Origin of the sequence: Streptomyces sp. NPDC053079 (assembly GCF_044546695.1) — a bacterium.
GTDB lineage: Bacteria > Actinomycetota > Actinomycetes > Streptomycetales > Streptomycetaceae > Streptomyces.
This window is the reverse complement of record NZ_JBITZJ010000008.1, coordinates 473,016-498,574: the sequence shown is the minus strand read 5'-3', so window position 1 is coordinate 498,574 and position 25,559 is coordinate 473,016. Positions and strand designations below refer to the sequence as shown.

The window sequence follows — 25,559 nt, the reverse complement described above, 5'->3', positions numbered from 1 at the left end:
CGCCCGGTTACATTCCGAACCCGGAAGCTAAGCCTTTCAGCGCCGATGGTACTGCAGGGGGGACCCTGTGGGAGAGTAGGACGCCGCCGAACAATCTTTCAAGGACCCCTGGTCCCAGCGTTCACGCTGGGACCAGGGGTCCTTTTTGTTTTTTGCCGAAGCGCGCCGGCCAGCTGAGTGCGCGAGAATGACTGCGGTACCCGAAGACAGGAGTCACGTCGATGTCCACCAACTCTCCCGACGATCGTTCGGGCGGCGACTCGCGTCGCGGAGGCCCGCGCGGCCCGCGCCGTGACGACTCGCGTGGCGGTGGCTTCCGTCGCGATGACCGTCCCGGCTTCCGCCGTGACGACCGTCCTTCGTTCCGCCGCGACGACGAGCGTGGTGGACGTCCTTCCGGTGGCGGCTACGGCGGCCCCCGTCGTGACGACGACCGTGGTGGTCGTCCCTCGGGCGGCGGTTACGGTGGTCCGCGTCGTGATGACCGTGGTGGTCGTCCTTCCGGTGGTGGCTACGGCGGCCCCCGCCGCGACGACGACCGTGGCGGCTTCCGCCGCGACGACCGTCGTGACGACCGTCCGTCCTTCCGTCGTGACGACGACCGTGGTGGTCGTCCCTCCGGTGGCGGTTACGGTGGTCCGCGTCGTGATGACCGTGGTGGTCGTCCTTCCGGTGGTGGCTACGGCGGCCCCCGCCGCGACGACGACCGCGGTGGTTTCCGCCGCGACGAGCGTCGCGACGACCGTCCTGGTGGTTTCCGTCGTGACGACCGTCGTGACGACCGTGCCCCGCGCCGTGACGACGAGCGTGGTGGCTTCCGCCGCGACGAGCGTCGCGACGACCGTCCCGGTGGTTTCCGTCGCGATGACCGTCGTGACGACCGTGCCCCGCGCCGTGACGACGAGCGTGGTGGCTTCCGCCGCGACGAGCGTCGCGACGACCGTCCGGCGTTCCGTCGTGACGACCGTGCCCCGCGCCGCGATGACGAGCGTGGTGGCTTCCGCCGCGACGACCGCCGCGATGAGCGTCCGGCGTTCCGTCGTGACGACCGTGCCCCGCGCCGCGATGACGAGCGTGGTGGCTTCCGCCGCGACGACCGCCGCGACGAGCGTCCTTCCTTCCCCCGTGACGACCGTGCCCCGCGCCGCGACGACCGTGGCGGCTTCCGCCGTGACGAGCGCCGCGACGACCGTCCCGGTGGTTTCCGTCGCGACGACCGTCGTGACGACCGCGGCCCCCGCCGTGACGACGAGCGTGGTGGCTTCCGCCGCGACGACCGTGGCCCGCGCCGCGACGACGACCGTGGTGGGTTCCGTGGTGGCCGCGATGACCGCGGTGGTCGCCCGGGCGGTGGCTACGGCCGCCGCGACGACCGGCAGGGTGGCGGCGGCTACCGTGGCCGCGACGACCGCTCCGGTGGCTACGGCCGCCGTGACGACCGCGACCACGACCGCGGCGAGCGGGAGCCGGTGAAGCGGCTGCCCATCCCCGACGAGGTGACCGGCGACGAGATCGACCAGGACGTGCGGCAGGAGCTCATGAGCCTGCCCAAGGGCCTCGCCGAAGAAGTCGCGCGGAACCTGGTCATGGTCGCCAACCTGCTGGACGAGGACCCGGACCAGGCCTACGAGTACTCCCGCATCGCCCTGCGGCTCGCCTCGCGCGTGGCCGCCGTGCGCGAGGCCGCCGGCTTCGCCGCGTACGCGACCGCCAAGTACTCCGAGGCGCTCGCCGAGTTCCGCGCCGCCCGCCGGATGACCGGCTCGGTGGAGCTGTGGCCCGTCATGGCCGACTGCGAGCGCGGCATGGGCCGCCCCGAGCGTGCGCTGGCCATGGCCGGCGAGCCCGAGGTGCAGAAGCTCGACAAGGCGGGCCAGGTCGAGATGCGCCTGGTCGCCGCCGGCGCCCGCAAGGACATGGGCCAGGCGGACGCGGCGGTCGTGACGCTGCAGAGCCCCGAGCTCGCGTCGAACTCCATCCAGCCGTGGACCGCGCGACTGCGGTACGCGTACGCCGAGGCGCTCCTCGACGTGGGCCGCGAGACCGAGGCCCGCGAGTGGTTCGCCAAGGCTCTCGAGGCCGACCAGGGCGGTACGACGAACGCCTCCGACCGGCTCGCCGAGCTGGACGGGGTGGAGTTCACCGACGCCCTGGAAGAGGACGAGACCGAGGCCGGGACCGAGACCACGGCGGACGCCGAGGCCGAGGACGTCAAGGCCGACGACGCCGAGTCCGAGTCCAAGCCCGAGTCCGGCTCCTCCGGCAGCCAGGGCTGAGCCCGCTCGGTCACTCGTGACCGCTGAATGTTGAGGGTGGGACCCCCGGACCGACCGGGGGTCCCACCCTCGACTTTTTGTCCGGGGGGCTGCCTCAGTTCAGGGCCAGGCTCCGCAGGACCAGCCCCGTGGCCGGCTTGGGGCCGAACGACGTCGACTTGCGGGGCATGGTGACGCCCTGCTCGGCGAGTTCACGCACGACGTCCTCGTGGACGGGGTGCATCAGCACGGCCGTACCGCCGTGGAGTTCGGCCTGCTTGACGGCCGCCGCGGTCTCGTGGATGTAGCCGATGTGCTCGGGGTCGTCCGGCACCTGCCAGATGTGCTCCAGCAGCGCCGAGTGCAGGACCGTCGCGTCCAGCTCGCGCCAGGTCTGCGGGCGGTCGGTGGGGACCGTACGGGCCAGCAGCTCCGGGTCGGGCCGGTCCAGGAGGTGGAAGCGGCCGTCGCCGGCGAGGACGAAGGCGTTGCCCGGCCCGGACGCGGCCTGCGCCAGTACGTCGAGGGCGTCCGGCAGCGGGCCGTCGATCGTGGTCACGCGGAACGCGTCGCCCAGCCGGGCCAGGGCCTCGGCCACCGGCAGCCGGTGCAGCAGCCGGTGGATGGCCCGTACGCGCAGCGGGTAGCGGGCCGTGTCCACCAGCAGGACGAGGCCGTAGTCCCAGGGGCCGGGAGCCGGCTGCTCGGCGCGCAGGCGCAGGTAGGTGGCCCAGCGGTGGTGGCCGTCGGCGATGAGGGCGTGCTGGTGGGAGAGGTCCTTGGCGACGACGGCGAGGTCGTGGGGGTCGGTGATGGACCACAGGCGGTGGGCGTAGCCGTCCTCCGTCGTGGTCGAGAGCAGCGGCTCGGTGCGGATGACCTGCTCGATGACGCCGGCCGCGCCCTCGGTGCCGTTGCCGTTGCCCCGGTAGGAGAAGAGCAGGGGCTCCAGATTGGCGGCCGTGTCGCGCATCAGGGCGGCACGGTCCTCGACGATGTGGGGCATGACGTCCTCGTGGGGGAGGACGACGCCTTCCTCGCGGGGGGTGAGGCGCAGCGCACCGATGAGGCCGCGCTGCAGTATGCCGTCGCCGCGCTGCTCGTAGACATAGAGCGCGGGTTCGGGGTCGGCGGCGAGCACCTGCTCGTCCTGCCAGCGGCGGAGAGTCTCGGCCGCCTGGCGGTGCCGGTCGGCGGCGGTGGCGGCCTGGGGGAGAATGAGCCGGACGATGTTGTGTGGGTCGGCGGTCTCCAGGTGGCGCAGGCCGTCGGGGCGCACCACGACGTCGTACGGTGGCGAGGTGACTGCCGAGAGGCTGCCCACCCGGTCGGGGACATAGCGCAGTCCTCGGAAGGGGACCAGTTGAAGCCCCTGTCCCGCGAGACTGCCGTTGGCGCCGTTGCCGTGGCCTGGAGTGCTCATTCAGAAATGTTATGTCTCATGGCCAAATGAGCAATGATCGTGAGAGAGACGTACAGCACAGGGAGCGATCACAGCATGAATCAGACCGTCCGGACCCGGCCCGACGGCAGCGACGAGCGGCTGAGCGCCGCCTACGACACGGCGCTGCTCGACCTCGACGGCGTGGTGTACGCCGGTGGCGAGGCCATCGAGCACGCCGTGGAGTCGCTGGAGGCGGCCCGGGAAGGCGGGATGCACCTGGCCTACGTGACGAACAACGCGGCGCGTACGCCGGAGACGGTGGCCGGGCATCTGACCGAGCTGGGCATCCCCGCCGAGCCGACGGACGTGATCACTTCGGCGCAGGCGGTGGCTCGTCTGATCGCCGATCAGTTGCCGTCCGGGTCAAGGGTGTTGGTGATCGGTGCGGAGGGGCTGCGGGTCGCCCTGCGGGAGCGCGGGCTGGTGCCGGTGGAGTCCGCGGACGACGAACCGGCCGCGGTGGCGCAGGGGTTCGGCGGGATGGACATGCCGTGGTCGCGGCTGGCGGAGGCGTCGTACGCGGTGGCCCGGGGCGTGCCGTGGTACGCCTCCAATACGGACCTGACGATTCCGAGTGCGCGGGGCATCGCGCCGGGCAACGGGTCGGCGGTGCAGGTCGTGCGGATAGCCACGGGGGCGGAGCCGCAGGTGGCGGGGAAGCCGCTGCCGCCGATGCACCGCGAGACGATTCTGCGCACCGGTGCGCGGCGGCCGCTGGTGGTCGGCGACCGGCTCGACACGGACATCGAGGGGGCGCATGTGGGGGGTGTGGACTCGCTGTTGGTGTTGACCGGGGTGACGACGGCGGCGCAGGTGATCGGGGCGCGGCCGGAGCATCGGCCGACGTATGTGGCGGAGGATTTGCGGGGGTTGTTGGAGGGGCAGCCGGAGGTTGTCGGCTCGGCCGACGGTTTTGGCTGTGGGGGGTGGACGGCTTCGGTGGACGGTGGGGCGCTTGTCCTTGACGGGGACGGTGACCGGGTGGATGCGCTGCGCGCGCTGTGTGCTGCCGCTTGGACGGTGGCGGGGGATGGGGCTTGTGCGCTGGATGCCGGGAAGGTGCTGGCTCGCCTGGGGTGGTAGGGGCTTTTCCCCCACCCCGCCCCTTCCCGTAACCGGGGGCTCCGCCCCCGGACCCCCGGTCCTCAAACTCCCCCGGCTACCGCTGGGAGGTGCCCCCGGACGGGCTGGATTTTCCAGCCCGTCCGGCGTTTGCAGCAGGTCAGCCCAGTTCTGCCAGGAGGTCTTCCTCCGTTGCGCCTCGGCGCCAGTAGCCCGTGAAGGTGACCGTGCGGCGGTCGAAGCCGCGGTCGGAGACCAGGTGGCGGCGGAGGGTGCGGATGGTGCCGGATTCGCCGGCGATCCAGGCGTAGGGGGTGCCGGCGGGGAGGTCGGCGGAGCGGACGGCTTCGAGGACGGGCTGGTCGGTGGGCTTGTCGCGGATCAGCCAGGTGATGTCGGCCTCCGCGGCCGTGGGCAGGTCCTGGACGTCGTCCGGGTGCGAGACCTCGATCCAGACCTTGGCCGGGGTGCCCGCCGGCAGCCAGGCGAGGATGCCGGCCGCGGCGGGCAGCGCGGATTCGTCGGCGGTGATCAGGACCCAGTCGGTGCCGGCGGGCGGCTGGAAGTCGACGCCGCCGTTCTCCTCGGCGATCGGGCCGAGGATGGCGACGCGGTCGCCGGGGCGTGCGGTGCGGGACCAGTGGGAGGCCGGCCCGCTGTGACCGGTCCCCTCGTCGTGCTCGCCGTGCTGGACGAAGTCGACGTCCAGCTCCGCGGGTTCGTACCGCAGTTCGCGGACGGTGTACGAGCGCATGACGGCCCGCACCGCCGGGTCCTGGGTGCGCCACTCCGCGTACCAGCCGATGCCCAGGTCCTCTGGCAGGACCGGGGCGGCCTGGCCGGGCTGGGGCAGGAAGAGCTTGAAGCGCTGGTCGCGGCCGCCGGTGACCATCTCGCCGAGGCGGTCCCCGCCCAGGGTGACGCGCATGAGGGAGGGGCTGACGCGTTCGGTCCGTATGACGTGGAGGTCGAACCAGCGGTAGGGCGGGGGAGGGGCGTCGCTCATCGTGGGAGGAGGTCCTTTCCTGCGTTCGGAAGGGTCAGGAGGTCTTCTTGGCCTTTTCGACAGCCGCGGCGAGGTCCTCGAGGAGGGGAGCGCAGCCTGCGTAGGAGAAGCGCGGCTCGCTGAGCCAGGGGCTGACCTGCCCGGCCTTGACGGCGGGGAGCTGCCCCCAGGTGGGCTTGCTCGCCAGGTCCTTGGGCTGGAGGGCGGAGGTGCGGCTGTCGAGCAGGATCAGGTCGGCCTTGTACTTGTCGGCGTTCTCCCAGCTGAGGCTCTCGAAGTAGCCGCCCTGGTCGAGCTTCTCGGGGACGACGAAGTCGACGCCGAGCTCGCGGAAGTACATCAGGTCCGCGTTGACGGCCGGGTTGGAGACGTAGAACAGGTCGGCGCTGCCGGAGGCGGCCATGACCTTGACGGGGTTGGCCTTGGCGGCCTTGCGCAGGGTCTCGGCGGCCTTCTCGAAGCGGGCCTTGGCGTCGAGGACCTTCCGGCTCCCCAGGTCGGCGCCGAGGGACTCGGCCAGGGCGGCGTAGCGCTTGATGGGCTCCAGCATGGAGACGCGGGCGGCGGTGAGGCCGACGCTGGGGGCGAGGCCGAGGATCTTCTTCTTGCTGTCCTCGGGCACGTACCAGAGCGCTTCGGGCTCGAACATGTTGCTGATGAGCAGGTCGGGGTTGAGCCCGGCGTACTTCTCGATGTTGAACTCGCCCCAGGCGTTGCCGAGGATCGTCAGCTTGTCGACGTCGAGGTCGCCGGCCTGCGGGTCGGGCTTGCCGTCGCCGAGCCTGGTGGGGCCGAAGACGCCGACGCACTCGACGCCGAAGTCGTGCAGGGCGGCCGCCGTGCCGGTGAAGGCGACGATCCGCTTGGGGGTCTTCGGGGACTTGGCGGTCCGGCCGCGGTCGTCCTTGAAGCTCCACGCACCGTCCTTGGCGCCCGCCGCACCGGAGCCCTTGCCCTCGTCGGAGTCCGACTTTCCGCCACCGCACGCGGTGAGCAGGGCCCCGAGGCCCAGGGCGCCACCCACGGTCAGAAAGCCGCGGCGGGAGGGAGCTTTGGTGCGGGTGGTGCTCATGGGGCAGTGCTTCTCTCAACGAGGGGGGATGTGAGGGTAGGCTAACCTAACCGAGTGTTGGTTGACAGTCCCCCTCCCCCCACCGCCGCCCCCGAGGCCGCACCCCGCCGCAGGGGCGCCGCGCACGTCGTGGGGCTGCTCGCCGCAACGGGCGTACTGCTGCTGGTCGTCGCGGCGTCCATCGCCGTCGGCGCCAAGCAGATCCCCCTGGACCAGGTCTGGCACGGGCTCTTCCACTACACCGGCAACTCCACCGACGTGGTCGTACGGGACGTACGCGTCCCCCGCACCCTCCTGGGCGTGCTGGCCGGCACCGCGCTCGGCCTCGCCGGAACGGTCATGCAGGCCCTCACCCGCAACCCCCTCGCCGACCCCGGGCTGTTCGGCATCAACGCCGGGGCCTCGGCCGCCGTCGTCTCCGGCATCAGCTTCCTCGGCGTCACCTCGCTGACCGGATACGTCTGGTTCGCCTTCCTCGGCGCGGCCGTCGTCTCCGTCGTCGTGTACGCGCTGGGCGGCAGCCGCGGCGCCACGCCCGTGCGCCTCGCCCTGGCCGGCACCGCCGTGACCGCCGCGCTCAACGGCTACGTCTACTCCGTCCAGCTGCTGGACTCCGCCGCCCTGGACCGGATGCGCTTCTGGACGGTCGGCTCGCTGGCCTCCGCCAACTCCACCGTCGTCACCCAGGTCGCGCCCTTCGTCGCGGTGGGCGTCGTCGTCGCCCTGGCGCTGGCCCGGCCGCTGAACGCCATGGCGCTCGGCGACGACCAGGCCCGCGCGCTCGGCACCAGGCTCACCACCACGCGCGTCCTCGCGCTGGGCTCGGTCACCCTGCTGTGCGGCGCGGCCACGGCCGCCTGCGGGCCCATCGTCTTCGTGGGGCTGATGGTGCCGCACGTCGTCCGCTCGTTCACCGGCCCCGACCTGCGCCGGGTCCTGCCGTACGCGGCGATCCTCTCGCCCGTCCTGCTGCTCGGCTCGGACATCGTCGGCCGCGTCGTCGTACGCCCCTCCGAACTGCAGGCCGGCATCGTCACCGCGCTGATCGGCGGGCCCCTGTTCATCCATCTCGTACGGCGCCGGAGGATGGCCCAGCTGTGAAGGCCGACAGGACAACGAAGACCGTGAAGGCGCTGCGCACCCGCGGCGGGCTCTCCGTGCGCGTGGACCCCCGGGCCGCGCTCGTCGTGCTGCTGCTCGTCGCCGGCGCGCTCGCCGCCTCCGTCGCCCTCATCGGCACCGGCGACTACCCCATGTCGTCCGCCGCCGTCGTGCGCACCCTGACCGGCGGCGGAACGACGGCACAGGAGTTCATCGTCCACGACCTGCGGCTGCCGCGGGTCCTGGTCGGCCTGCTCGTCGGCGCGTCCCTCGGACTGGCCGGCGCGGTCTTCCAGTCCGTCTCCCGCAACCCCCTCGGCAGCCCCGACGTGATCGGCCTGGCCCAGGGCTCGACGGTGGGGGCGCTCCTGGTCATCGTGCTCTTCCAGGGCGACACCACGGCGGTCGCCCTCGGGGCGGCGTGCGGCGGCATCGTCTCCGGGGCCGCGATCTACGCGCTGGCCTGGAAGAAGGGCGTGCACGGCCACCGCTTCGTCCTCGTCGGCATCGCCATGTCCGCCGTCCTCGTCGCCGTCATCGGCTACCTGCTCACCAAGGCCAGCCTCACCGACGCCGCCCGCGCCACCATGTGGATGGTCGGCTCCCTCAACGGCCGCGACTGGGAGCAGGTGTGGCCGCCGGCGGCCGCGTGTGCCGTGCTCGTCCCCGTCGTCCTCGGCCACGGCCGCGGCCTGAAGATGCTGGAGATGGGCGACGACTCGGCGTACGCGCTCGGCGTGGCCGTCGAACGGACCCGCCTGGTGAGCATGGGGGCCGCCGTGCTGCTGACCGCCGCCGCCACGGCCGCCGCCGGGCCCATCTCCTTCATCGCCCTCGCCGCCCCCCAGCTCGCCCGCCGCCTCACCCGCTCCCCGGGGCCGGGCCTGACCGCCGCCGCCTGCACGGGCGCGACCCTGCTGGTCACCGCCGACTGGGCCTCCCAGCACCTCTTCGGCGCGGACCGGCTGCCCGTCGGAGCCCTCACCGGCATGCTCGGCGGCGGCTATCTGCTGTGGCTGCTGTTCACCGAGCGCAAGGCGGGACGGATATGAGCACGCACAAGGACAGGAACACCCCCATGAGCCGACTGACAGCCGACGCCGTCACCCTCGCCTACGACGGGCGGGTCATCGCGGAGAACCTCTCCGTCGCCGTCCCCGACCACTCCTTCACCGTCATCGTCGGCCCCAACGCCTGCGGCAAGTCCACGCTCCTGCGCGCCCTGTCCCGCATGCTCAAGCCGGCCGCCGGATCGGTACTGCTGGACGGCGCCGCCATCGGCTCCTACCCCGCCAAGAAGGTCGCCCGCACCCTCGGTCTGCTGCCGCAGTCCTCCGTCGCCCCCGACGGCATCACCGTCGCCGACCTCGTTGCCCGCGGCCGCCACCCCCACCAGGGGCTGCTGCGCCAGTGGTCGCCCGAGGACGAGCGCGTCGTCGAGGAGTCCATGGCCGCCACCGGGGTCGCCGCCCTCGCCGACCGGTACGTCGACGAGCTCTCCGGCGGCCAGCGCCAGCGCGTGTGGATCGCCATGGCCCTCGCCCAGCGCACCCCGCTGCTGCTCCTGGACGAGCCCACCACCTTCCTCGACATCCAGCACCAGATCGAGATCCTCGACCTGTGCGCCGAACTCCACGAGGAACAGGGCCGCACCCTCGTCGCCGTCCTGCACGACCTCAACCACGCCGCGCGCTACGCCACCCACCTCATCGCCATGCGCGACGGCGCGGTCGTCGCCGAGGGCCCGCCCGGCGAGGTGGTGACGGCCGAGCTCGTCGAGCGGGTCTTCGGGCTGCGCTGCGAGGTCATCGACGACCCGCAGACGGGCACCCCCCTGGTCGTACCGGCCGCCCGCCGGCCCCGCACGGCGGCCGCGGCTACAGGATCGCCCGCAGCCGGAGCACGTCCCGCAGGCCCGCCTTCAGCTTGACCCGGCCGCTGGCCCAGGCGCGCGCGAAGTTCAGCTTGCCGTCGACCAGGGCCACCAGGTCGTCGCCGGTCATCTCCAGCCCGATCTCGGCCCGCTGCTCGGGCGTGCCCGGCACCGTCCGCACCTCCTTGATGTGGCCGTCCCGCAGGTGGCCCACGAAGGTGACGTCGAGGTCCGTGACGTGGCAGCTGAGCGAGCGGTCGGGCGCGGCGGCGCTGCGGAGCTCGCCGCCCGCGCCCGCGAGGTTCTCCGCCAGCCGGTCGAGTGCGTCCAGGCACTCCTCAATGGTCGCCATCGCAATGGACGGTACCCCAGCGGGGCCGGAACGCAGGAGATGTCCCCGGCACGGGGTAGCGTCGGAACCATGACCGACCCGACGCGGCCGCCGACGCCGCAGCCCCTCGGCGTGGAGCGCACCCCCACCGGCCATGCCGCCGTGGACGAACGGCTGGCCCGGTTGGCGGACGCCGACCACCTCGACGTGAGCGGTCACCTGCAGGTGTACGAGGATGTACACCAGGGCCTGCGCGACGCGCTCACCGCGCTCGACCAGCGCCCGGGGCCCGGGGGCCCCACGCGTCCGTACGACAACAGGAGCTGAACCGCACGTGGCAGTGACCCGCCGCCGACTCGACGCGGAGCTGGTGCGCCGCAAGCTGGCCCGTTCGCGCGAGCACGCGAGCCAGCTGATCGCCGCAGGCCGCGTGACCGTCGGCGGAACGACGGCCACCAAGGCCGCCACGCAGGTGGAGACCAGCGCCGCCCTCGTCGTCACCCAGGACGAGAGCGACCCCGACTACGTCTCGCGCGGCGGGCACAAGCTCGCGGGCGCGCTCGCCGCGTTCACCCCGCTCGGCCTGAAGGTCGAGGGGCGGCGGGCGCTGGACGCCGGCGCCTCCACGGGCGGCTTCACCGACGTCCTGCTGCGCTCGGGCGCCGCCCACGTCGTCGCGGTCGACGTCGGCTACGGACAGCTCGCGTGGTCCCTGCAGAGCGACGACCGGGTCACCGTGAAGGACCGTACGAACGTACGCGAATTGACGCTGGAGCAGATCGACGGAGAGCCGGCCGACCTGATCGTCGGCGACCTGTCCTTCATCCCGCTGGGCCTGGTGCTGCCCGCGCTGGTGCGCTGCGCCGCGCCCGACGCGGACCTGGTGCTGATGGTCAAGCCGCAGTTCGAGGTCGGCAAGGAGCGCCTGGGCGCCGGCGGCGTGGTGCGCAGCACGCAGCTGCGCGCCGAGGCGGTGCGCGCGGTCGCCGCGCGCGCGGCCGAACTGGGACTGGGCGTCCTGGGGGTCACCGCCAGCCCGCTGCCGGGCCCGTCGGGCAATGTCGAGTACTTTCTGTGGCTGCGCGCCGGTGCGCCCGACCTGGACCCGGCGGACGTTGACCGTGCAGTGGCGGAGGGGCCCCGTTGACCACTTCAGAAGCACCATCGGCAAAGCCGTCCGGACGTACCGTCTTCCTGCTCGCCCACACCGGCCGGCCGGCGGCCATCCGCAGCGCCGAACTCGTCGTCCAGGGGCTGCTGCGCTGCGGCATCGGGGTGCGGGTGCTGGCCGAGGAGGCCGCCGACCTGCCGCTGCCGGGTTCGGCGGAGCGCGTCGACGCGGGTCCCGGCAAGCCGGACGCCCTGGAGGGCTGTGAGCTGCTGATCGTCCTCGGCGGCGACGGCACGCTGCTGCGCGGCGCGGAGTTCGCACGGCGGTCCGGGGTGCCCATGCTGGGCGTCAACCTCGGGCGGGTCGGCTTCCTGGCCGAGGCCGAGCGCGACGACCTGGACAAGGTCGTCGACCGGGTCGTCACGCGCGCCTACGAGGTCGAGGAGCGGATGACCCTCGACGTGCTCGTCCGCACCGACGGGCACGTCGTGCACACGGACTGGGCGCTGAACGAGGCCTCGGTCGAGAAGGCCGCCCGCGAGCGGGTGCTGGAGGTCGTCACCGAGGTCGACGGCCGCCCCGTCTCCCGCTTCGGCGGGGACGGCGTCGTGTGCGCCACCCCGACCGGATCCACCGCCTACGCCTTCTCCGCGGGCGGTCCCGTGGTCTGGCCCGAGGTCGAGGCGCTCCTGATGGTGCCGATCAGCGCCCACGCGCTGTTCGCCAAGCCGCTGGTGACGGCGCCGGACTCGGTGCTGGCGGTGGAGGTGCAGCCGCAGACCCCCAACGGCGTTCTGTGGTGCGACGGGCGACGGACCGTGGAGCTGCCCGCCGGGGCCCGGGTGGAGGTGCGGCGCGGCGCCGTGCCGGTCCGCCTGGCCCGGCTGCACCACGCGTCGTTCACCGACCGGCTGGTGGCGAAGTTCGCGCTGCCGGTCGCGGGGTGGCGCGGGGCGCCGCACTAGCTTTCCCGGCTACCGGCGGGAGGCGCCCCCGGACGGGCTGGAATTCCAGCCCGTCAGCCGCCTCCTCGCCTCCGCCAGCGCGGAGTCCCGCCCCGACGCGAACTCCTCGTCCGTGAACACCGGCACCCGTACGTCCGGGGCGATCCCGTCCCCGTCGTACGACCGGCCCGTCGCCGGGTCGAGGAACTCCTCGTTCGGCAGCCCGAAGCCCCACCCGTTCGGCAGGCGCCGCTCCAGCATGTCGGAGAACGACCCGTTCGTGTTCTGCCCGATCCGCACCACCTTCGGCGTACGCCCCATGAGTGCCTGCGTCGTCGTCTCGCCCGCGCTGAAGGTCAGCCGGCCGGTGAGGACCGCCACCGGTCCCGTGTAGGCGGCGCCGCGGTGCGGCACCACCCGCACCGGTTCGGCCGGCGTGAACCCGCGCGGGTCCTTCGGGTCGTTCCGGGCGTGCTTGAGATAGGCCGTGTACGGGCGGTCCGTCAGCCGTTCGGCGACCTGCAGGCCGAGGCGGTCGGAGCCGCCGCCGTTGAAGCGCAGGTCCAGCACGAGGCCGCGCGGGTTCCTGCCCGGAGCGAGGACGGCGTCCAGCGCGCGGCCGAGCTCGGCGCTGTCCGCCGCGAAGGTGTGCTCGTCGGTGTAGTTGACGAAGCCGGTCAGGCGCAGATAGCCGATCCCGTCCGGCAGCTCGGCGAAGGCGATCTTGCCCTTGCCCCACTCCTGGAGGCGGGAGGCGCCGACGGTGTCGGCGACCGATGTGTTGATCTTCTTGATCAGTTCGGGCGTGGGGAAGGGGGTGTCCACGCGGTGTCCGCCGAAGCAGCCCGCGGGGTCCTCGTCGCAGGGGCCCTTCCGCAGATACGTGTGCCCGTCGTGCAGCGGCTCGATCATCTTCGTCAGGACGGCGAACAGCTCCTCGTCCGTGGTCCGGTCGGTGATCTGCGGCCGGTAGCGGTCGCGGACGGCCCGCCAGTCGATGCCCTTCGCACCGAAGAAGGGGTAATTCTCCGCATACGTCTGCCAGAAGGTGTCGAAGACGGCCCGCGGGTTCTTCGCGGGGTGCGCCTCGCGGCAGGCCCCGGGCAGGGCGTCGATGCGCCGCAGCGTGCGGTGGCCGACGCTCGACGCGTAGCCGAGCCGGGCCCGGCCGGGGCCCGCCGGGGTGACGGTGGCGGACGTGCCGGTCAGCTCGGTGACGTCGCCCGGCAGACAGCCGGCGCCCGCCGTCTCGTACTCGCGCATCCGCCGCCCCCCGTCCTCGATGGAGACGACCGTGCCGTAGCCGTCCATCCGCCACACCCCGTCCAGCGAGCCGGCCGAGGACGCGCGGGGGGAGCCGGCGACGGCGCCCTGCGCTCCGCAGAAGGTGGCGAGGGCGACGGACGTGGCGAGAACGAAAGTGGCGGCGCGACGGCCGCGCGCGGAATCGATCATGGATCCAGCCTGACGCCCCAAGGGATGCGGGCGCGATGGAGCGGTCACCCGGAACGGTGGTGGGGCTCTCCCCAGGGTGCTCGGTGGGGGAGGCCGTCGCGAGGGGGCCCCGGAACCTCGTATGGTCGTATCCGTGTTGGAGGAGATGCGGATCCGGTCCTTGGGCGTCATTGACGACGCGGTGGTCGAGCTGTCGCCCGGTTTCACGGCGGTGACGGGCGAGACCGGCGCCGGCAAAACCATGGTCGTCACCAGCCTCGGCCTGCTGCTCGGCGGGCGCGCCGACCCGGCGCTGGTACGGGTGGGGGCCAAGGCCGCCGTCGTCGAGGGGCGCATCGCCGTCGACGGCCGCTCGCCCGTCGCCGTACGGGCCGAGGAGGCCGGCGCCGAGCTCGACGACGGCACGCTGCTCATCAGCCGCACCCTCTCCGCGGAGGGCCGCTCGCGCGCCCATGTGGGCGGGCGCAGCGTGCCCGTGGGGCTGCTGGCCGAGCTCGCGGACGACCTGGCGGCCGTGCACGGGCAGACCGACCAGCAGGGGCTCCTGCGCCCCGCGCGGCAGCGCCAGGCCCTGGACCGCTACGCCGGAGACGCGGTCGCCGTGCCGCTGGCCAAGTACACCGACGCCTACCGCCGGCTGCGCGCGGCGAGCGCCGAGCTGGCCGAGCTGACCACGCGCGCCCGCGAGCGCGCCCAGGAAGCCGATCTGCTGCGCTTCGGCCTGGACGAGATCGCCGCCACCGAGCCGCTGCCGGGCGAGGACCTCGAACTCGCCGCCGAGGCCGAGCGGCTCGGCCACGCCGAGGCCCTCGCCTCCGCCGCCACCGTCGCGCACGCGGCGCTGGCCGGCGACCCCGAGGACCCCGAGGGCGTCGACGCCCGCACCCTCGTCGCCGGCGCCGGGCGGGCCCTGGAGGCGGTGCGCTCCCACGACCCGGCCCTGGCCGCCCTGGCCGACCGGATCGGCGAGCTCGGCATCCTGCTCGGCGACGTGGCCGGGGAGCTGGCGGGCTACGCCTCCGGCCTGGACGCCGACCCGCGCCGGCTGGCCGCCGTCGAGGAGCGCCGCGCCGCGCTCACGCACCTGACCCGCAAGTACGGCCAGGACATCGCGGAGGTCCTCGCCTGGGCCGAGACCGGCGCCGCCCGGCTGGGCGAGCTGGACGGCGACGACGACCGCATCGGCGAACTGACCGCCGAGCGGGACGCGCTGCGCGCCGAGCTCGGCGGCCTGGCGCAGCTGCTGACCGACGCCCGGACGGAGGCGGCGAAGCGATTCGCCGAGGCGGTGACCGCCGAACTCGCCTCGCTCGCCATGCCGCACGCACGGGTGACGTTCGCCATCCGCCAGAACGAGGTGGCCGACGCCGACGCCGGCATCGACGTGGGCGGCCGCGCCGTCGCCTACGGACCGCACGGCGCGGACGACGTCGAGCTCCTCCTCGCCTCGCACCCCGGGGCCCAGCCGCGGCCCATCGGCAAGGGCGCCTCCGGCGGTGAGCTCTCGCGCGTCATGCTCGCCGTGGAGGTCGTCTTCGCCGGTTCCGACCCGGTGCCGACGTACCTCTTCGACGAGGTCGACGCCGGCGTCGGCGGCAAGGCCGCCGTGGAGGTCGGCCGGCGGCTGGCGCGCCTGGCGCAGACGGCCCAGGTCGTCGTCGTCACCCACCTGCCGCAGGTGGCCGCGTTCGCGGACCGGCACCTGGTCGTGGAGAAGACCCACGACGGCGCCGTCACCCGCAGCGGGGTGCAGGCGATGGAGGGCGAGGCACGGGTGCGGGAGCTGTCGCGGATGCTGGCCGGCCAGGAGGACTCGCAGCTGGCGCGGGCGCACGCGGAGGAGCTGCTGGAGGCGGCCCGGGCGGGGCGCTGAGGCAGCCGCCGGATCCGGCCGGAATCCCCAAAGTGGGTGAATCCGGGGATCTGCGGGCGAGGTAGGACGGGCCGCCCTCGGAACGGTGGTGCCGGGATGTCGGTGAAGGCTGGCATCCTGGGCGCAGCACCTCGCCGTACGCCACCGCCCGACGTCGACACAGGAGCTTCCCCCGCGTGAGCAGCACACCCGGCCCCTCGCACGGGCGGCCGCCTCTGCACGCTGTTCAGGTCCTGGGCAGCGGGAGCGCGGGAAGCGGTGCCCACGTGCGGTCGCTGGCGGACGGACTGGTGGCCCGCGGGCTGCGGGTGACGGTGTGCGGGGCCCCGGCCGCCGCCGAGCGGTACGGCCTCGCGGACGCCGGGGCGGCCTTCACACCGCTGCGCGCGGGGGCGGGCGCCCTGCGCGCCGCCGCCATCCGGGCCGCGAGCGAGGACGCCGACGTGGTCCACGCGCACGGACTGCGCTCCGGCATGCTGGCCGCCCTCGCGCTGCGCGGCAGGCCCACGCCGCTGGTGGTCACCTGGCACGCCCCGGTGCGCGTCGAAGGGGCGCGCTCCCACGTCGTACGGCTCATGGAGCGCCAGGCCGCCCGGGCCGCCGCCGTGGTGCTCGGCGCCTCCCCGGACCTCGTCGACCGGGCGCGGCGGCGCGGTGCCCGCGACGCCCGCCTGGCGCCCGTGGCGCTGCCCGCCCCGTCCTCCGTGCCCGAGGAGGACGAACACCTGCGGAACAAGGCCCGTGCCGAACTCGGCGCGATCGCCCGCCCCTTGCTCGTCACCGTCGGCCGCCTCGAACCCGGCCAGGGCCACGGGCCGCTCCTGGACGCCGCGCGCGCCTGGCGGGAGCTGGACCCCGAGCCGCTGCTCGTCATGGCGGGGGAGGGCGGCGAACGCCCCCGTCTGCAGCGCCGGATCGAGGACGAACATCTGCCGGTCATGCTCCTGGGCAGCCGCGACGACGTGCCCGAGCTGCTCGCGGCGGCGGACGTCGCCATCCTGCCCAGCCGCTGGGAGGCCCGCTCCCTGCTGGCACAGGAGGCGCTCCACGCGGGCGTCCCCTTGGTCGCCACCTCCGTCGGCGGCGTCCCCGACCTCCTCGGCGACGCCGCCGAGCTCGTCCCCTACGGAGACGCCACCGCCCTCGCCGACGCGGTGGCCCGCCTCCTCGACGACCCGCTGCGCTGCGCCCGCCTGGTGGCCGCCGGCCGGGCACAGGCGGCCTCCTGGCCCTCGGAGGACGACACCGTCGCCCACGTCCTGAGCGTCTACGACGAGCTCGTCCGACGACCGTGACCGGCCGCGTCGCTAGCCGACGTGCCGCCGCGCCCGCAACGCCAGGCTCAGGGCCAGCACCGTCTCCGGGTCCTCCAGGTCCGTGCCCAGCAGGCGCCCGATCCGCCCCAGCCGGTCGTAGAGCGTCTGCCGGTTCAGATGCAGCTCCCGTGCCGTCTCCGCCTTGCACCCGCCGCGGGCCAGGAAGGTCTCCAGCGTCGGCAGCAACGGCGGCCGGGACGCCGCGTCATGGGCCAGCAGGGGACCGATGACCCGGTCCACGTACGCCGCCAGGTCGCCGTGCGAACGCAGCCGCCACAGCAGGACGTCCACATCCAGCCGCCGCACGTCGTGCCAGGGCCGCTCCGGCAGGCCCTGGGCCGCCGTCGCCGCCTCCGCCGCGTGGCGCAGGCCCGCGCCGGCCGTCGCCCACGTCACCGGGGCGCCGACGACGACCACCGGCGGCCGGGCCGACGCCCGCTCCGCGCCCGCCCGCAGCGCCGCTGCCACCCGGTCGGCCACCGCGGCCCGTTCCCCCTCCTCGCGCAGCCCCACCAGCAGCGGCACCCGCCCCTCCGGCAGCCGCACCCCCAGCAGCACCGGCACCCCCACCCCCGACAGCTCCTTGTGGACCGCCCCCGCCACGGCCGCCCAGCTGTCCGCCGGCACCAGGTCGGCCGCCATCCGCATCACCACCGGCAGCAGCGGCCCCGGACCCGGCCGGAAGCCCAGAACACGGGCCTGCGCGGGCGCGTCCGCCGCGGCCAGCCGGTCCTCGGCGAGGTCGGTGAGGAAGTCCCCCCGCCCGCGCGCGGCCAGCTCCTCCTCCTGCCGGGCCTGCAGCAGGACGACCGCCAGCAGCCCGGCCGCCCGGTCCGCGGCGATGCGGTGGACGGGCGCGAGCGGCGCGTTCACCGGCAGGACCGTCAGCCGGGCCCGCACCGCGCCCGGACCCGGGCCGTGGCCCGGATGGTGGCCGGGGATGTCGGCGACGACGCTCCCGGGCAGCCCGGCGGCCCGCAACCCGTCCCAGACCTGGAGCGGATCGGCCGCCCCCGGCGGCGCCGGCGCCGGACCGGCCGCGTACAGCAGGCGGCCGTCCGAGGCCTCCAGGAAGACGGGGTTGCCCGCGAAGTCCGCGAACAGCCGCAGCACCTCGGGCACCCCGCCGCCGCCCAGCAGCACCTCGGTGCAGCGCCGGTGCACGTCCTCGGCGCGGCGCAGCAGGGCGTAGTGCTCGTTGACGAGCTCGGTGTGGATCTCCTCGGTCACCGCCACGAACGGCACCTCGTGGTGCAGCTGCACCAGCGGCAGCCCGTGGGAGCGGGCCGTGTCCACCACCGCGGCCGGCAGCGCCGTGAAGCGCGAGCCCAGCTCGACGACGAGGGCCGCGATGTCCCGCTCCGCCAGGCCGCGCACGAAGGCGCGCTGCTCGGCGGGGCGGCTGCCCAGCCCCAGACCGGTGGTCAGCAGCAGCTCGCCGCCCTTGAGCAGGGCGGCGATGTTCGGCGCCTCGCCGGCGTGCACCCAGCGCACCGGCCGGTGCAGCCGGTCGGCGGCGGCCACCACCTCGGGCAGGCCCCGCCGCAGGGCCGGCAGCTCGAGGGCCCGGGCGACGGTGATGGTGCCCTGCGGAGGGGAGGGCGCGAGCGTTTCCATGGCCGCGAACCTACAGGCCGCACGCCCTGCCCCGACCCGCGTGCCGGCGCCCCGGCGCTAGCCGCCGAAGGCGCTCGAGGCGGTCAGCCGCAGCGCCGTGTCGATCAGCGGCACGTGGCTGAAGGCCTGGGGGAAGTTGCCCACCTGCCGCTGGAGACGGGAGTCCCATTCCTCGGCGAGCAGTCCCAGGTCGTTGCGCAGGGCCAGCAGCTTCTCGAAGAGCTGGCGGGCCTCGTCGACGCGGCCGATCATCGCCAGGTCGTCGGCGAGCCAGAAGGAGCAGGCGAGGAAGGCGCCCTCGTCGCCTTCGAGCCCGTCGACGCCCGCGTCCGTGCCGGCGGTGGGGTAGCGCAGCACGAAGCCGTCCGGCGTCGACAGCTCCCGCTGGATGGCCTCGATGGTGCCGATGACGCGCTTGTCGTCGGGCGGCAGGAAGCCCATCTGCGGGATCAGCAGCAAGGAGGCGTCCAGCTCCTTGGAGCCGTAGGACTGCGTGAAGGTGTTGCGCTCCTTGTCGTACCCCTTCTCGCAGACGTCGCGGTGGATGTCCTCGCGCAGCTCGCGCCAGCGCTCGAGCGGGCCGTCGACGTCGCCGGACTCGATCAGCTTGATCGTGCGGTCGACGGCGACCCAGGCCATCACCTTGGAGTGCACGAAGTGGCGGCGCGGGCCGCGCACCTCCCAGATGCCCTCGTCGGGCTCGTTCCAGTGGTCCTCGAGGTAGCCGATCAGGCGCAGCTGCAGCACGGAGGCGTAGTCGTTGCGGGCCAGGCCCGTCATGTGCGCCAGGTGCAGGGCCTCGGTGACCTCGCCGTAGACGTCCAGCTGGAGCTGGCCCGCCGCGCCGTTGCCCACCCGCACCGGCTTGGAGTTCTCGTACCCCGGCAGCCAGGTCAGCTCGGCCTCGCTCAGCTCGCGCTCGCCGGCGATGCCGTACATGATCTGCAGGTTCTCGGGGTCCCCGGCCACCGCGCGCAGCAGCCACTCGCGCCAGGCGCGGGCCTCCTCGCGGTAGCCGGTGCGCAGCAGCGAGGACAGGGTGATGGCGGCGTCCCGCAGCCAGGTGTAGCGGTAGTCCCAGTTGCGCACGCCGCCGATCTCCTCGGGCAGCGAGGTGGTGGGGGCGGCCACGATGCCGCCGGTGGGCGCGTACGTCAGCGCCTTGAGCGTGATCAGCGAGCGGACCACGGCGTCCCGGTAGGGGCCGTGGTACGTACAGTGGCCGACCCACTCCCGCCAGAACTCCTCCGTGGTCTCCAGCGACCCCTCGGGGTCGGGCAGGGCCGGCGGCTCGCGGTGCGAGGGCTGCCAGCTGATGGTGAAGGCGACGCGCTCGCCGGGGGAGACGGTGAAGTCGGAGTAGGTCGTCAGATCCTTGCCGAAGGTGTCGGCGGTGGTGTCCAGCCAGACGGAGTCGGGGCCGGCCACGGCCACCGTGCGGTCGCCCACCTTGTGCACCCAGGGCACGACCCGCCCGTAGGAGAACCGCATCCGCAGGGCGGACCGCATCGGCACCCGGCCGCTGACGCCCTCCACGATCCGGATCAGCTGCGGCGCGCCGTCGCGCGGCGGCATGAAGTCGATGACGCGGACCGTGCCGCGCGGGGTGTCCCACTCGGATTCGAGCACGAGGGAATCCCCCCGGTACCGGCGGCGGTCCGCCCGCGGCGGCGCGGCCCCCGAGGGGTGCGACGGGCCGATCCGCCAGAAGCCGTGTTCCTCTTCGCCGAGCAGCCCTGCGAACGCCGCATGGGAATCGAATCGGGGCAGGCACAGCCAGTCGGCCGTGCCGTCCCGGCAGACCAGGGCGGCGGTCTGCATATCGCCGATGAGTGCGTAATCCTCGATACGCCCGGCCACGTCATCTCCAGTCGAACGGCATCTCAGGACCCCGGGGGGCCTTGGCGGTCAAGCGATCTTCGACGAGCTCTGTTCCGGATAGGGGGTCCCCCCCTGGGCACCCCCGGCGGTGGCTGGGGGAGGCAACTGGGGGAAGGCGGGATGTGCCGTGCCGGCCGGCTCGCTGCGTGTGTCCGAGCAGGATACGACGCGGAGTTGGGACACGCGCGACGGTTGGGAGTTGAATCTGTGCCGAATGGGTGGCCTGATGCGTACCCCGCACACGCCCGCCGACACGTCCGTGACGCACGGTCCGGCGGGCCGTCGCGCCGCGTCACCGGACGCGTACGGCCCCGGGCGCTGATACCCTGGTACCCCGTGGACCGGTGGGCGCAAGACCCCCCAACCGCAGCGACGGCACCCCCGAAAACAACCGGGTGATCGCCGGAACGCACCCTCACTCGCGACCACGGGAGCCCCCCTTTGGCCATTGCAGCAAAGCCCACGACGACCAAGCACCTCTTCGTCACCGGGGGTGTCGCTTCTTCGCTCGGCAAGGGACTGACGGCCTCCAGCCTGGGTGCGCTGCTCAAGGCGCGGGGTCTGCGGGTGACGATGCAGAAGCTCGACCCGTACCTGAACGTCGACCCGGGCACGATGAACCCGTTCCAGCACGGCGAGGTGTTCGTCACCAACGACGGCGCCGAGACCGACCTGGACATCGGCCACTACGAGCGCTTCCTCGACGTCGACCTCGACGGCTCGGCGAACGTCACCACCGGCCAGGTCTACTCCACCGTGATCGCCAAGGAGCGCCGCGGCGAGTACCTGGGTGACACCGTGCAGGTCATCCCGCACATCACCAACGAGATCAAGCACCGCATCCGGCGCATGGCCACCGACGACGTGGACGTCGTCATCACCGAGGTCGGCGGCACCGTCGGCGACATCGAGTCGCTGCCGTTCCTGGAGACGGTGCGTCAGGTCCGCCACGAGGTCGGCCGCGACAACGTCTTCGTCGTGCACATCTCGCTGCTGCCCTACATCGGCCCCTCCGGCGAGCTGAAGACCAAGCCCACCCAGCACTCGGTGGCCGCCCTGCGCAACATCGGCATCCAGCCCGACGCGATCGTGCTGCGCGCCGACCGCGAGGTGCCCACCGCCATCAAGCGCAAGATCTCGCTGATGTGCGACGTGGACGAGGACGCGGTCGTCGCCGCGATCGACGCCCCCTCGATCTACGACATCCCCAAGGTCCTGCACACCGAGGGCTTGGACGCCTACGTCGTGCGCAAGCTGGACCTGCCCTTCCGCGACGTGAACTGGACCCAGTGGGAGGACCTGCTGGACCGCGTCCACAATCCCTCGCACGAGGTCACCGTCGCGCTCGTCGGCAAGTACATCGACCTGCCCGACGCCTACCTCTCGGTGACCGAGGCCATCCGCGCCGGCGGCTTCGCCAACCGCGCCAAGGTCAAGATCAAGTGGGTCGCCTCCGACGAGTGCAAGACCCCGGCCGGCGCCAAGCAGCAGCTCTCGGACGTGGACGCGATCTGCATCCCGGGCGGCTTCGGCGACCGCGGTGTCAACGGCAAGGTCGGCGCCATCACCTACGCCCGTGAGAACAAGATCCCGCTGCTGGGCCTCTGCCTGGGCCTGCAGTGCGTGGTCATCGAGGCCGCCCGCAACCTGGCCGGCATCGAGGGCGCCAACTCCACCGAGTTCGACCCCGCCACCGCACACCCGGTCATCTCCACCATGGCCGAGCAGATGGACATCGTCGCCGGCGAGGGCGACATGGGCGGAACGATGCGCCTGGGCATGTACCCGGCCAAGCTCGCCGAGGGCTCCATCGTCCGTGAGGTCTACGACGACCAGCCCTACGTCGAGGAGCGCCACCGCCACCGCTACGAGGTCAACAACTCCTACCGCGGTGAGCTCGAGAAGAAGGCCGGCATCCTCTTCTCCGGCACCTCCCCCGACAACAAGCTCGTCGAGTACGTCGAGTACCCGCGCGAGGTCCACCCCTACCTGGTGGCCACCCAGGCCCACCCGGAGCTGCGCTCCCGCCCGACCCGCCCGCACCCGCTCTTCGCGGGCCTGATCAAGGCGGCCGTGCAGCGCCAGCAGGGCTGACCTATACGGTGGACCGGGGTGAGCGCCTCCTTCCGGAGGCACTCACCCCGGTTTCCGTATCTGCTGGAGGAAGACATGGCGCAGGCACCCATCCAGGACACCGCCGACGAGTGGCGGATCACGGCCACCGGCACCCCGTTCACCGGCAACAAGACCAGTGTCCGCACCGACACCGTGGTCATGCCGGACGGGACCCCCGTCACCCGCGACTATCAGGTGCACCCCGGATCGGTCGCCGTCCTGGCCCTCGACGACGAGGAGCGGGTGCTGGTGCTGAACCAGTACCGCCACCCCGTGCGGCAGCGGCTGTGGGAGATCCCCGCCGGCCTGCTGGACGTCCCCGGCGAGAACCCGCTGCACGCCGCGCAGCGCGAGCTCTACGAGGAGGCGCACGTCAAGGCCGAGGACTGGCGGGTGCTGACCGACGTCTACACCACGCCCGGCGGCTGCGACGAAGCCGTACGGATCTTCCTGGCGCGCGGCATCTCCGACGTCGAGGGCGACCGCTTCGCCGTCGAGCACGAGGAGCTCGACATGCAGCTGGACCGCGTCCCGCTGGCCCTGCTGGCCCGCGGCATCCTGGCCGGCGAGCTCCACAACAACTCCCTCGTCGTCGGCGTCCTTTCGGTGCTGGCCGCGCTTGCGGGCGACGGCCTGGACGCGCTGCGCCCGGCGGACGCGCCCTGGCCGGCCCGCCCGTTCGAGGCCTGACGACCCGCCGGGAACACCCTCCGCGGTCCGATCGTCATGCAACCCGAATAGGTGATCTTCAGCATGGCGGCTCCGCGTTCCCCGGAGCGCGGCGGACGGTGAACTAGGCTCGCTGTGTTCCCGACCGCGGCCGCGGCGGGCTCGTGCGTGCAGTGTGCAGGTGGAACGGGAGTGGACCCGTGGCGGAGCGGACGGTGGAAACCGGCGGACCGGCGGCGGCCCCGCCCGAGCGACGGCTGCCCGCCCCGGGCACGGGAGTGAGCCCCCGTCAGACACCCGCCCGGCCGGCGGGTCCGGCACCGGAGGGGTTCGTCGGACGGCTGCGCGAGCTCAAGGAGCTGCGCGAGGACATCGTCCGCGCCGGGCTCGACACCCTCTCCGGCCGCAAGAAGCCCCGCAGCCGGGTGCTGCTCATCGCCGGCCGCCCCGGTTCCGGGCGCACCGCCCTCGCCGAGGCACTGGTCCGGCAGCTCGCCAGGGAGTACCCGGACGGAGTACTGCGCGCCCGCCTCACGGGTGCCGACGGCGCCCCCGTGCCCACCGAACGGACCGCGCGCGCCCTGCTCGCCGAGCTCGGCGCCCCCGTACCGGCGGGCGCCCTGGAGGACGAACTCACCCAGGCCCTGCGGGCCGCCCTCGACGGGCGGCGGGTGCTGCTGCTCCTCGACGACGCCGCGGGCGCCGAACAGGTGGACCCGCTGCTGCCGGACGAACCCGACTGCCTCGTCGTCGCCGTCTCGCGCGGCCCGCTGACCGGGGTGCCCGACGTCCGGCCGTGCACCCTCGGCGGGCTGGACACGGCCGCGGCCGTCGAACTGCTGGAGCGGTACGCCGGCCCGACCCGCATCACCTGCGACCCGGTGGCGGCGGCCGCCGTCGTCGAGGAGTGCGGCGGCCAGCCCGCCGCCCTGGTGCTGGTCGGCGGCTGGCTCGCGGCCCGCACCAAGATGACGATCGTCGACGTCGCCAAGCGGCTGCGGGAACTGCCGCCCGCCGTCGACGGCTACGAGAACGCCGGCCGGCCGCTCGCCCGGGCCTTCTGGCTCGCCTACGAGGCGCTGCCGCCGCCCGCCGCCCGCACCCTGCACCTCCTCGCACTGGCCCCGGCCGGGCTGCTCGACGCGCACACCGCCTCGGCCCTGGCCGGCTCCTCGCTGGCCACCGCCCAGTCCGCGCTGGAGGACCTCACCACCCGCGGCCTGCTGCGCCCGGAGGCACCCGAGAGCGACTCGGGCGCGCTGCCGCCGCAGTACCGGGTGCCCGGCTGCCTGGCCCCGCTGCTCGGCGCGCTGCTGCAGGCGCAGGAGCGGCCCGCCGAGATCGAGCTGGCGCGCGCCCGGATGCTGGAGCGCACCGTGCGCCAGCTGCACTCCTGCCGGGCCGCCACCGAGCGGAACGATCCGGCGGTGCGCAGACGGATCGAACAGCTGCCCAGACCGCTGCGCTTCTCCTCGGAGCGGGCCGCGGAGGAATGGCTGCTGGCGCGGTTGCCGGCGCTGCTGGCCGCCGCGCGCCTGGCCGTGGAGGACGGCCGGCTCGACACCCTCGCGCGGCGGCTGGTCTCCGCGCTGACCCGGGCGCTCACCGCCCACCTGGGCCCGGAGGCGGCGGCGCCCGAGCTGTACGGGCTGCACCAGCTCGTCCTCGACGTGGCGCGGCGCTGCGAGATGCCGCTGGAGAAGGCCGCGGCGCTGCTGAACCTCGGCGACCTGGACGCCCGGGCCGGGCGCACCGCCGAGGCGCTCGACCGCTACCGCCAGGCGCTGCAGTCGGCGCGCGAGGCGGGCGATCCGTACGCGACCAGCCGCGCGCTGGAGTCCATCGCCGCCGCCCATCAGCAGCTGGGCGACTGGCAGCGGGCGGCCGACTGGTACCGGCGGGGGCTGGAGCTGCGGCTGACGCGGGGTGAGCTCGCCGACGAGGCACGGCTGTACGGGCGCCTCGGCGCGGTGCACAGCTACGCCGGCCAGTGGGCGGAGGCGCTGCGCGACTGGCGTGCCGCGGCCGCCGCCTGCCGCAGGCTGCGGGACCAGCCCGGGCACGCCCGGGCGCTGAGCGAGGCCGCCCGGGTGCTGGAGCACGCCGGCCGGCCCCGTGAGGCGCTGCGCACCTGCCTGGAGGCGGTGGAGTGCGCCAGGGGCGCGGGCGACGCCCGGCTGGAGGCGGCGGTGCGGCTGCGGCTGGCGGACACCCTCGAGCGGCTGGGCGACCCGGCCTCGGCGGACGAGCACCGGCAGACCGCCGAGCGGCTGCTGGGGGCCGGGGGCGAGGGAGCCCAGGGGCCCGCAGGAGAGGCGGCGGGTGCTCCTCCGGGAGAGCCTTAGAGAGAGGAGTGCCGGCGGAGGTGCGGTAGGGGTTACGCAGGGTACCGGATCTTCGACCTAAGAAACCGATGGCGGTTGGCGCAAAGATT

The 25,559-nt window shown here is 73.8% G+C and carries 21 protein-coding genes and 1 rRNA gene; 14 read left to right on the top strand and 8 right to left on the bottom strand.

What is annotated here, in order from left to right:
- Positions 1-92: ribosomal RNA gene (rrf, locus tag ACIGXW_RS29980) — 5S ribosomal RNA — on the top strand; the annotation flags it as partial.
- Between the two features lie 6 nt (positions 93-98).
- Here the strand turns inward: rrf and ACIGXW_RS29975 are convergent.
- Entirely contained in the window at positions 99-1,448 is a 1,350-nt protein-coding gene (locus tag ACIGXW_RS29975) for a hypothetical protein (RefSeq protein WP_399575910.1), read from the bottom strand.
- A 75-nt stretch (positions 1,449-1,523) separates the two neighbouring features.
- Here ACIGXW_RS29975 and ACIGXW_RS29970 point away from each other — a divergent pair, with 75 nt between their 5' ends.
- Complete coding sequence (locus ACIGXW_RS29970; RefSeq protein WP_399575942.1) at positions 1,524-2,276, top strand: hypothetical protein; 753 nt, start codon at positions 1,524-1,526, stop codon at positions 2,274-2,276.
- A 94-nt stretch (positions 2,277-2,370) separates the two neighbouring features.
- Here the strand turns inward: ACIGXW_RS29970 and ACIGXW_RS29965 are convergent, their stop codons facing one another.
- Positions 2,371-3,678, bottom strand: coding sequence for a DUF1015 family protein (locus ACIGXW_RS29965; RefSeq protein WP_399575909.1), 1,308 nt, complete (start codon positions 3,676-3,678; stop codon positions 2,371-2,373).
- Between the two features lie 75 nt (positions 3,679-3,753).
- Between ACIGXW_RS29965 and ACIGXW_RS29960 the strand changes: the two genes are divergently transcribed.
- Positions 3,754-4,782 carry an HAD-IIA family hydrolase gene (locus ACIGXW_RS29960; RefSeq protein ID WP_399575908.1) on the top strand — a complete coding sequence of 343 codons (1,029 nt, stop codon included), beginning with the start codon at positions 3,754-3,756 and terminating at the stop codon, positions 4,780-4,782.
- A 139-nt stretch (positions 4,783-4,921) separates the two neighbouring features.
- Here the strand turns inward: ACIGXW_RS29960 and ACIGXW_RS29955 are convergent, their stop codons facing one another.
- Together ACIGXW_RS29955 and ACIGXW_RS29950 are read right to left on the bottom strand one after the other, a co-directional pair.
- Positions 4,922-5,767, bottom strand: a complete 846-nt coding sequence (locus ACIGXW_RS29955; protein ID WP_399575907.1) for a siderophore-interacting protein — start codon at positions 5,765-5,767, stop codon at positions 4,922-4,924.
- Between the two features lie 34 nt (positions 5,768-5,801).
- Positions 5,802-6,839, bottom strand: coding sequence for an ABC transporter substrate-binding protein (locus tag ACIGXW_RS29950; protein ID WP_399575906.1), 1,038 nt, complete (start codon positions 6,837-6,839; stop codon positions 5,802-5,804).
- A 54-nt stretch (positions 6,840-6,893) separates the two neighbouring features.
- Between ACIGXW_RS29950 and ACIGXW_RS29945 the strand changes: the two genes are divergently transcribed.
- The 3 genes from ACIGXW_RS29945 to ACIGXW_RS29935 are packed head-to-tail and all read left to right on the top strand — an operon-like array spanning position 6,894 to position 9,870.
- The gene (locus tag ACIGXW_RS29945; protein WP_399575904.1) at positions 6,894-7,940 is read left to right on the top strand and encodes a FecCD family ABC transporter permease; all 1,047 of its coding nucleotides are present in this window, start codon (positions 6,894-6,896) and stop codon (positions 7,938-7,940) included.
- On the top strand, positions 7,937-8,992 hold the full coding sequence (locus ACIGXW_RS29940; RefSeq protein ID WP_399575903.1) for a FecCD family ABC transporter permease: 1,056 nt from the start codon (positions 7,937-7,939) through the stop codon (positions 8,990-8,992). The genes ACIGXW_RS29945 and ACIGXW_RS29940 overlap by 4 nt, the downstream gene beginning before the upstream one ends.
- Positions 8,993-9,018: 26 nt before the next feature.
- Positions 9,019-9,870, top strand: a complete 852-nt coding sequence (locus tag ACIGXW_RS29935; RefSeq protein ID WP_399575902.1) for an ABC transporter ATP-binding protein — start codon at positions 9,019-9,021, stop codon at positions 9,868-9,870.
- On the opposite strand, the gene ACIGXW_RS29930 is transcribed toward ACIGXW_RS29935, so the two are convergent.
- Positions 9,818-10,165 (bottom strand): sterol-binding protein, encoded by a 348-nt coding sequence (locus ACIGXW_RS29930; protein WP_071964987.1) that lies wholly within the window; start codon positions 10,163-10,165, stop codon positions 9,818-9,820. The two genes, ACIGXW_RS29935 and ACIGXW_RS29930, sit on opposite strands and share 53 nt — an antisense overlap.
- Before the next feature lie 69 nt (positions 10,166-10,234).
- Here ACIGXW_RS29930 and ACIGXW_RS29925 point away from each other — a divergent pair, with 69 nt between their 5' ends.
- The 3 genes from ACIGXW_RS29925 to ACIGXW_RS29915 are packed head-to-tail and all read left to right on the top strand — an operon-like array spanning position 10,235 to position 12,220.
- Entirely contained in the window at positions 10,235-10,471 is a 237-nt protein-coding gene (locus ACIGXW_RS29925) for a hypothetical protein (protein ID WP_399575900.1), read from the top strand.
- 13 nt (positions 10,472-10,484) lie between these two features.
- The gene (locus tag ACIGXW_RS29920; protein ID WP_399575940.1) at positions 10,485-11,291 is read left to right on the top strand and encodes a TlyA family RNA methyltransferase; all 807 of its coding nucleotides are present in this window, start codon (positions 10,485-10,487) and stop codon (positions 11,289-11,291) included.
- Positions 11,288-12,220, top strand: a complete 933-nt coding sequence (locus ACIGXW_RS29915) for an NAD kinase (protein WP_071964990.1) — start codon at positions 11,288-11,290, stop codon at positions 12,218-12,220. The genes ACIGXW_RS29920 and ACIGXW_RS29915 overlap by 4 nt, the downstream gene beginning before the upstream one ends.
- A gap of 9 nt (positions 12,221-12,229) precedes the next feature.
- On the opposite strand, the gene ACIGXW_RS29910 is transcribed toward ACIGXW_RS29915, so the two are convergent.
- Positions 12,230-13,654, bottom strand: coding sequence for a S41 family peptidase (locus ACIGXW_RS29910; protein WP_399575898.1), 1,425 nt, complete (start codon positions 13,652-13,654; stop codon positions 12,230-12,232).
- A 121-nt stretch (positions 13,655-13,775) separates the two neighbouring features.
- Here ACIGXW_RS29910 and recN point away from each other — a divergent pair, with 121 nt between their 5' ends.
- Positions 13,776-15,527: a DNA repair protein RecN gene (recN, locus tag ACIGXW_RS29905; protein WP_399575896.1), complete on the top strand. Its 1,752-nt coding sequence runs from the start codon at positions 13,776-13,778 to the stop codon at positions 15,525-15,527.
- A gap of 176 nt (positions 15,528-15,703) precedes the next feature.
- Positions 15,704-16,822, top strand: coding sequence for a glycosyltransferase family 4 protein (locus ACIGXW_RS29900; RefSeq protein ID WP_399575895.1), 1,119 nt, complete (start codon positions 15,704-15,706; stop codon positions 16,820-16,822).
- Between the two features lie 12 nt (positions 16,823-16,834).
- Here the strand turns inward: ACIGXW_RS29900 and ACIGXW_RS29895 are convergent, their stop codons facing one another.
- Together ACIGXW_RS29895 and ACIGXW_RS29890 are read right to left on the bottom strand one after the other, a co-directional pair.
- Entirely contained in the window at positions 16,835-18,460 is a 1,626-nt protein-coding gene (locus ACIGXW_RS29895) for a PucR family transcriptional regulator (RefSeq protein ID WP_399575893.1), read from the bottom strand.
- A 57-nt stretch (positions 18,461-18,517) separates the two neighbouring features.
- Positions 18,518-20,320, bottom strand: coding sequence for a glycoside hydrolase family 15 protein (locus ACIGXW_RS29890; protein WP_399575891.1), 1,803 nt, complete (start codon positions 20,318-20,320; stop codon positions 18,518-18,520).
- A 462-nt stretch (positions 20,321-20,782) separates the two neighbouring features.
- On the opposite strand from ACIGXW_RS29890, the gene ACIGXW_RS29885 reads away from it, so the two are divergent.
- The 3 genes from ACIGXW_RS29885 to ACIGXW_RS29875 all read left to right on the top strand — a co-directional run bounded on the left by ACIGXW_RS29885 (position 20,783) and on the right by ACIGXW_RS29875 (position 25,470).
- On the top strand, positions 20,783-22,435 hold the full coding sequence (locus tag ACIGXW_RS29885) for a CTP synthase (protein WP_071964996.1): 1,653 nt from the start codon (positions 20,783-20,785) through the stop codon (positions 22,433-22,435).
- A gap of 75 nt (positions 22,436-22,510) precedes the next feature.
- A complete protein-coding gene (locus tag ACIGXW_RS29880; RefSeq protein ID WP_399575889.1) occupies positions 22,511-23,146 on the top strand; it encodes an NUDIX domain-containing protein in 636 nt (211 codons plus the stop codon).
- Between the two features lie 179 nt (positions 23,147-23,325).
- Complete coding sequence (locus ACIGXW_RS29875) at positions 23,326-25,470, top strand: tetratricopeptide repeat protein (protein ID WP_399575887.1); 2,145 nt, start codon at positions 23,326-23,328, stop codon at positions 25,468-25,470.
- Positions 25,471-25,559 lie beyond the last annotated feature (89 nt).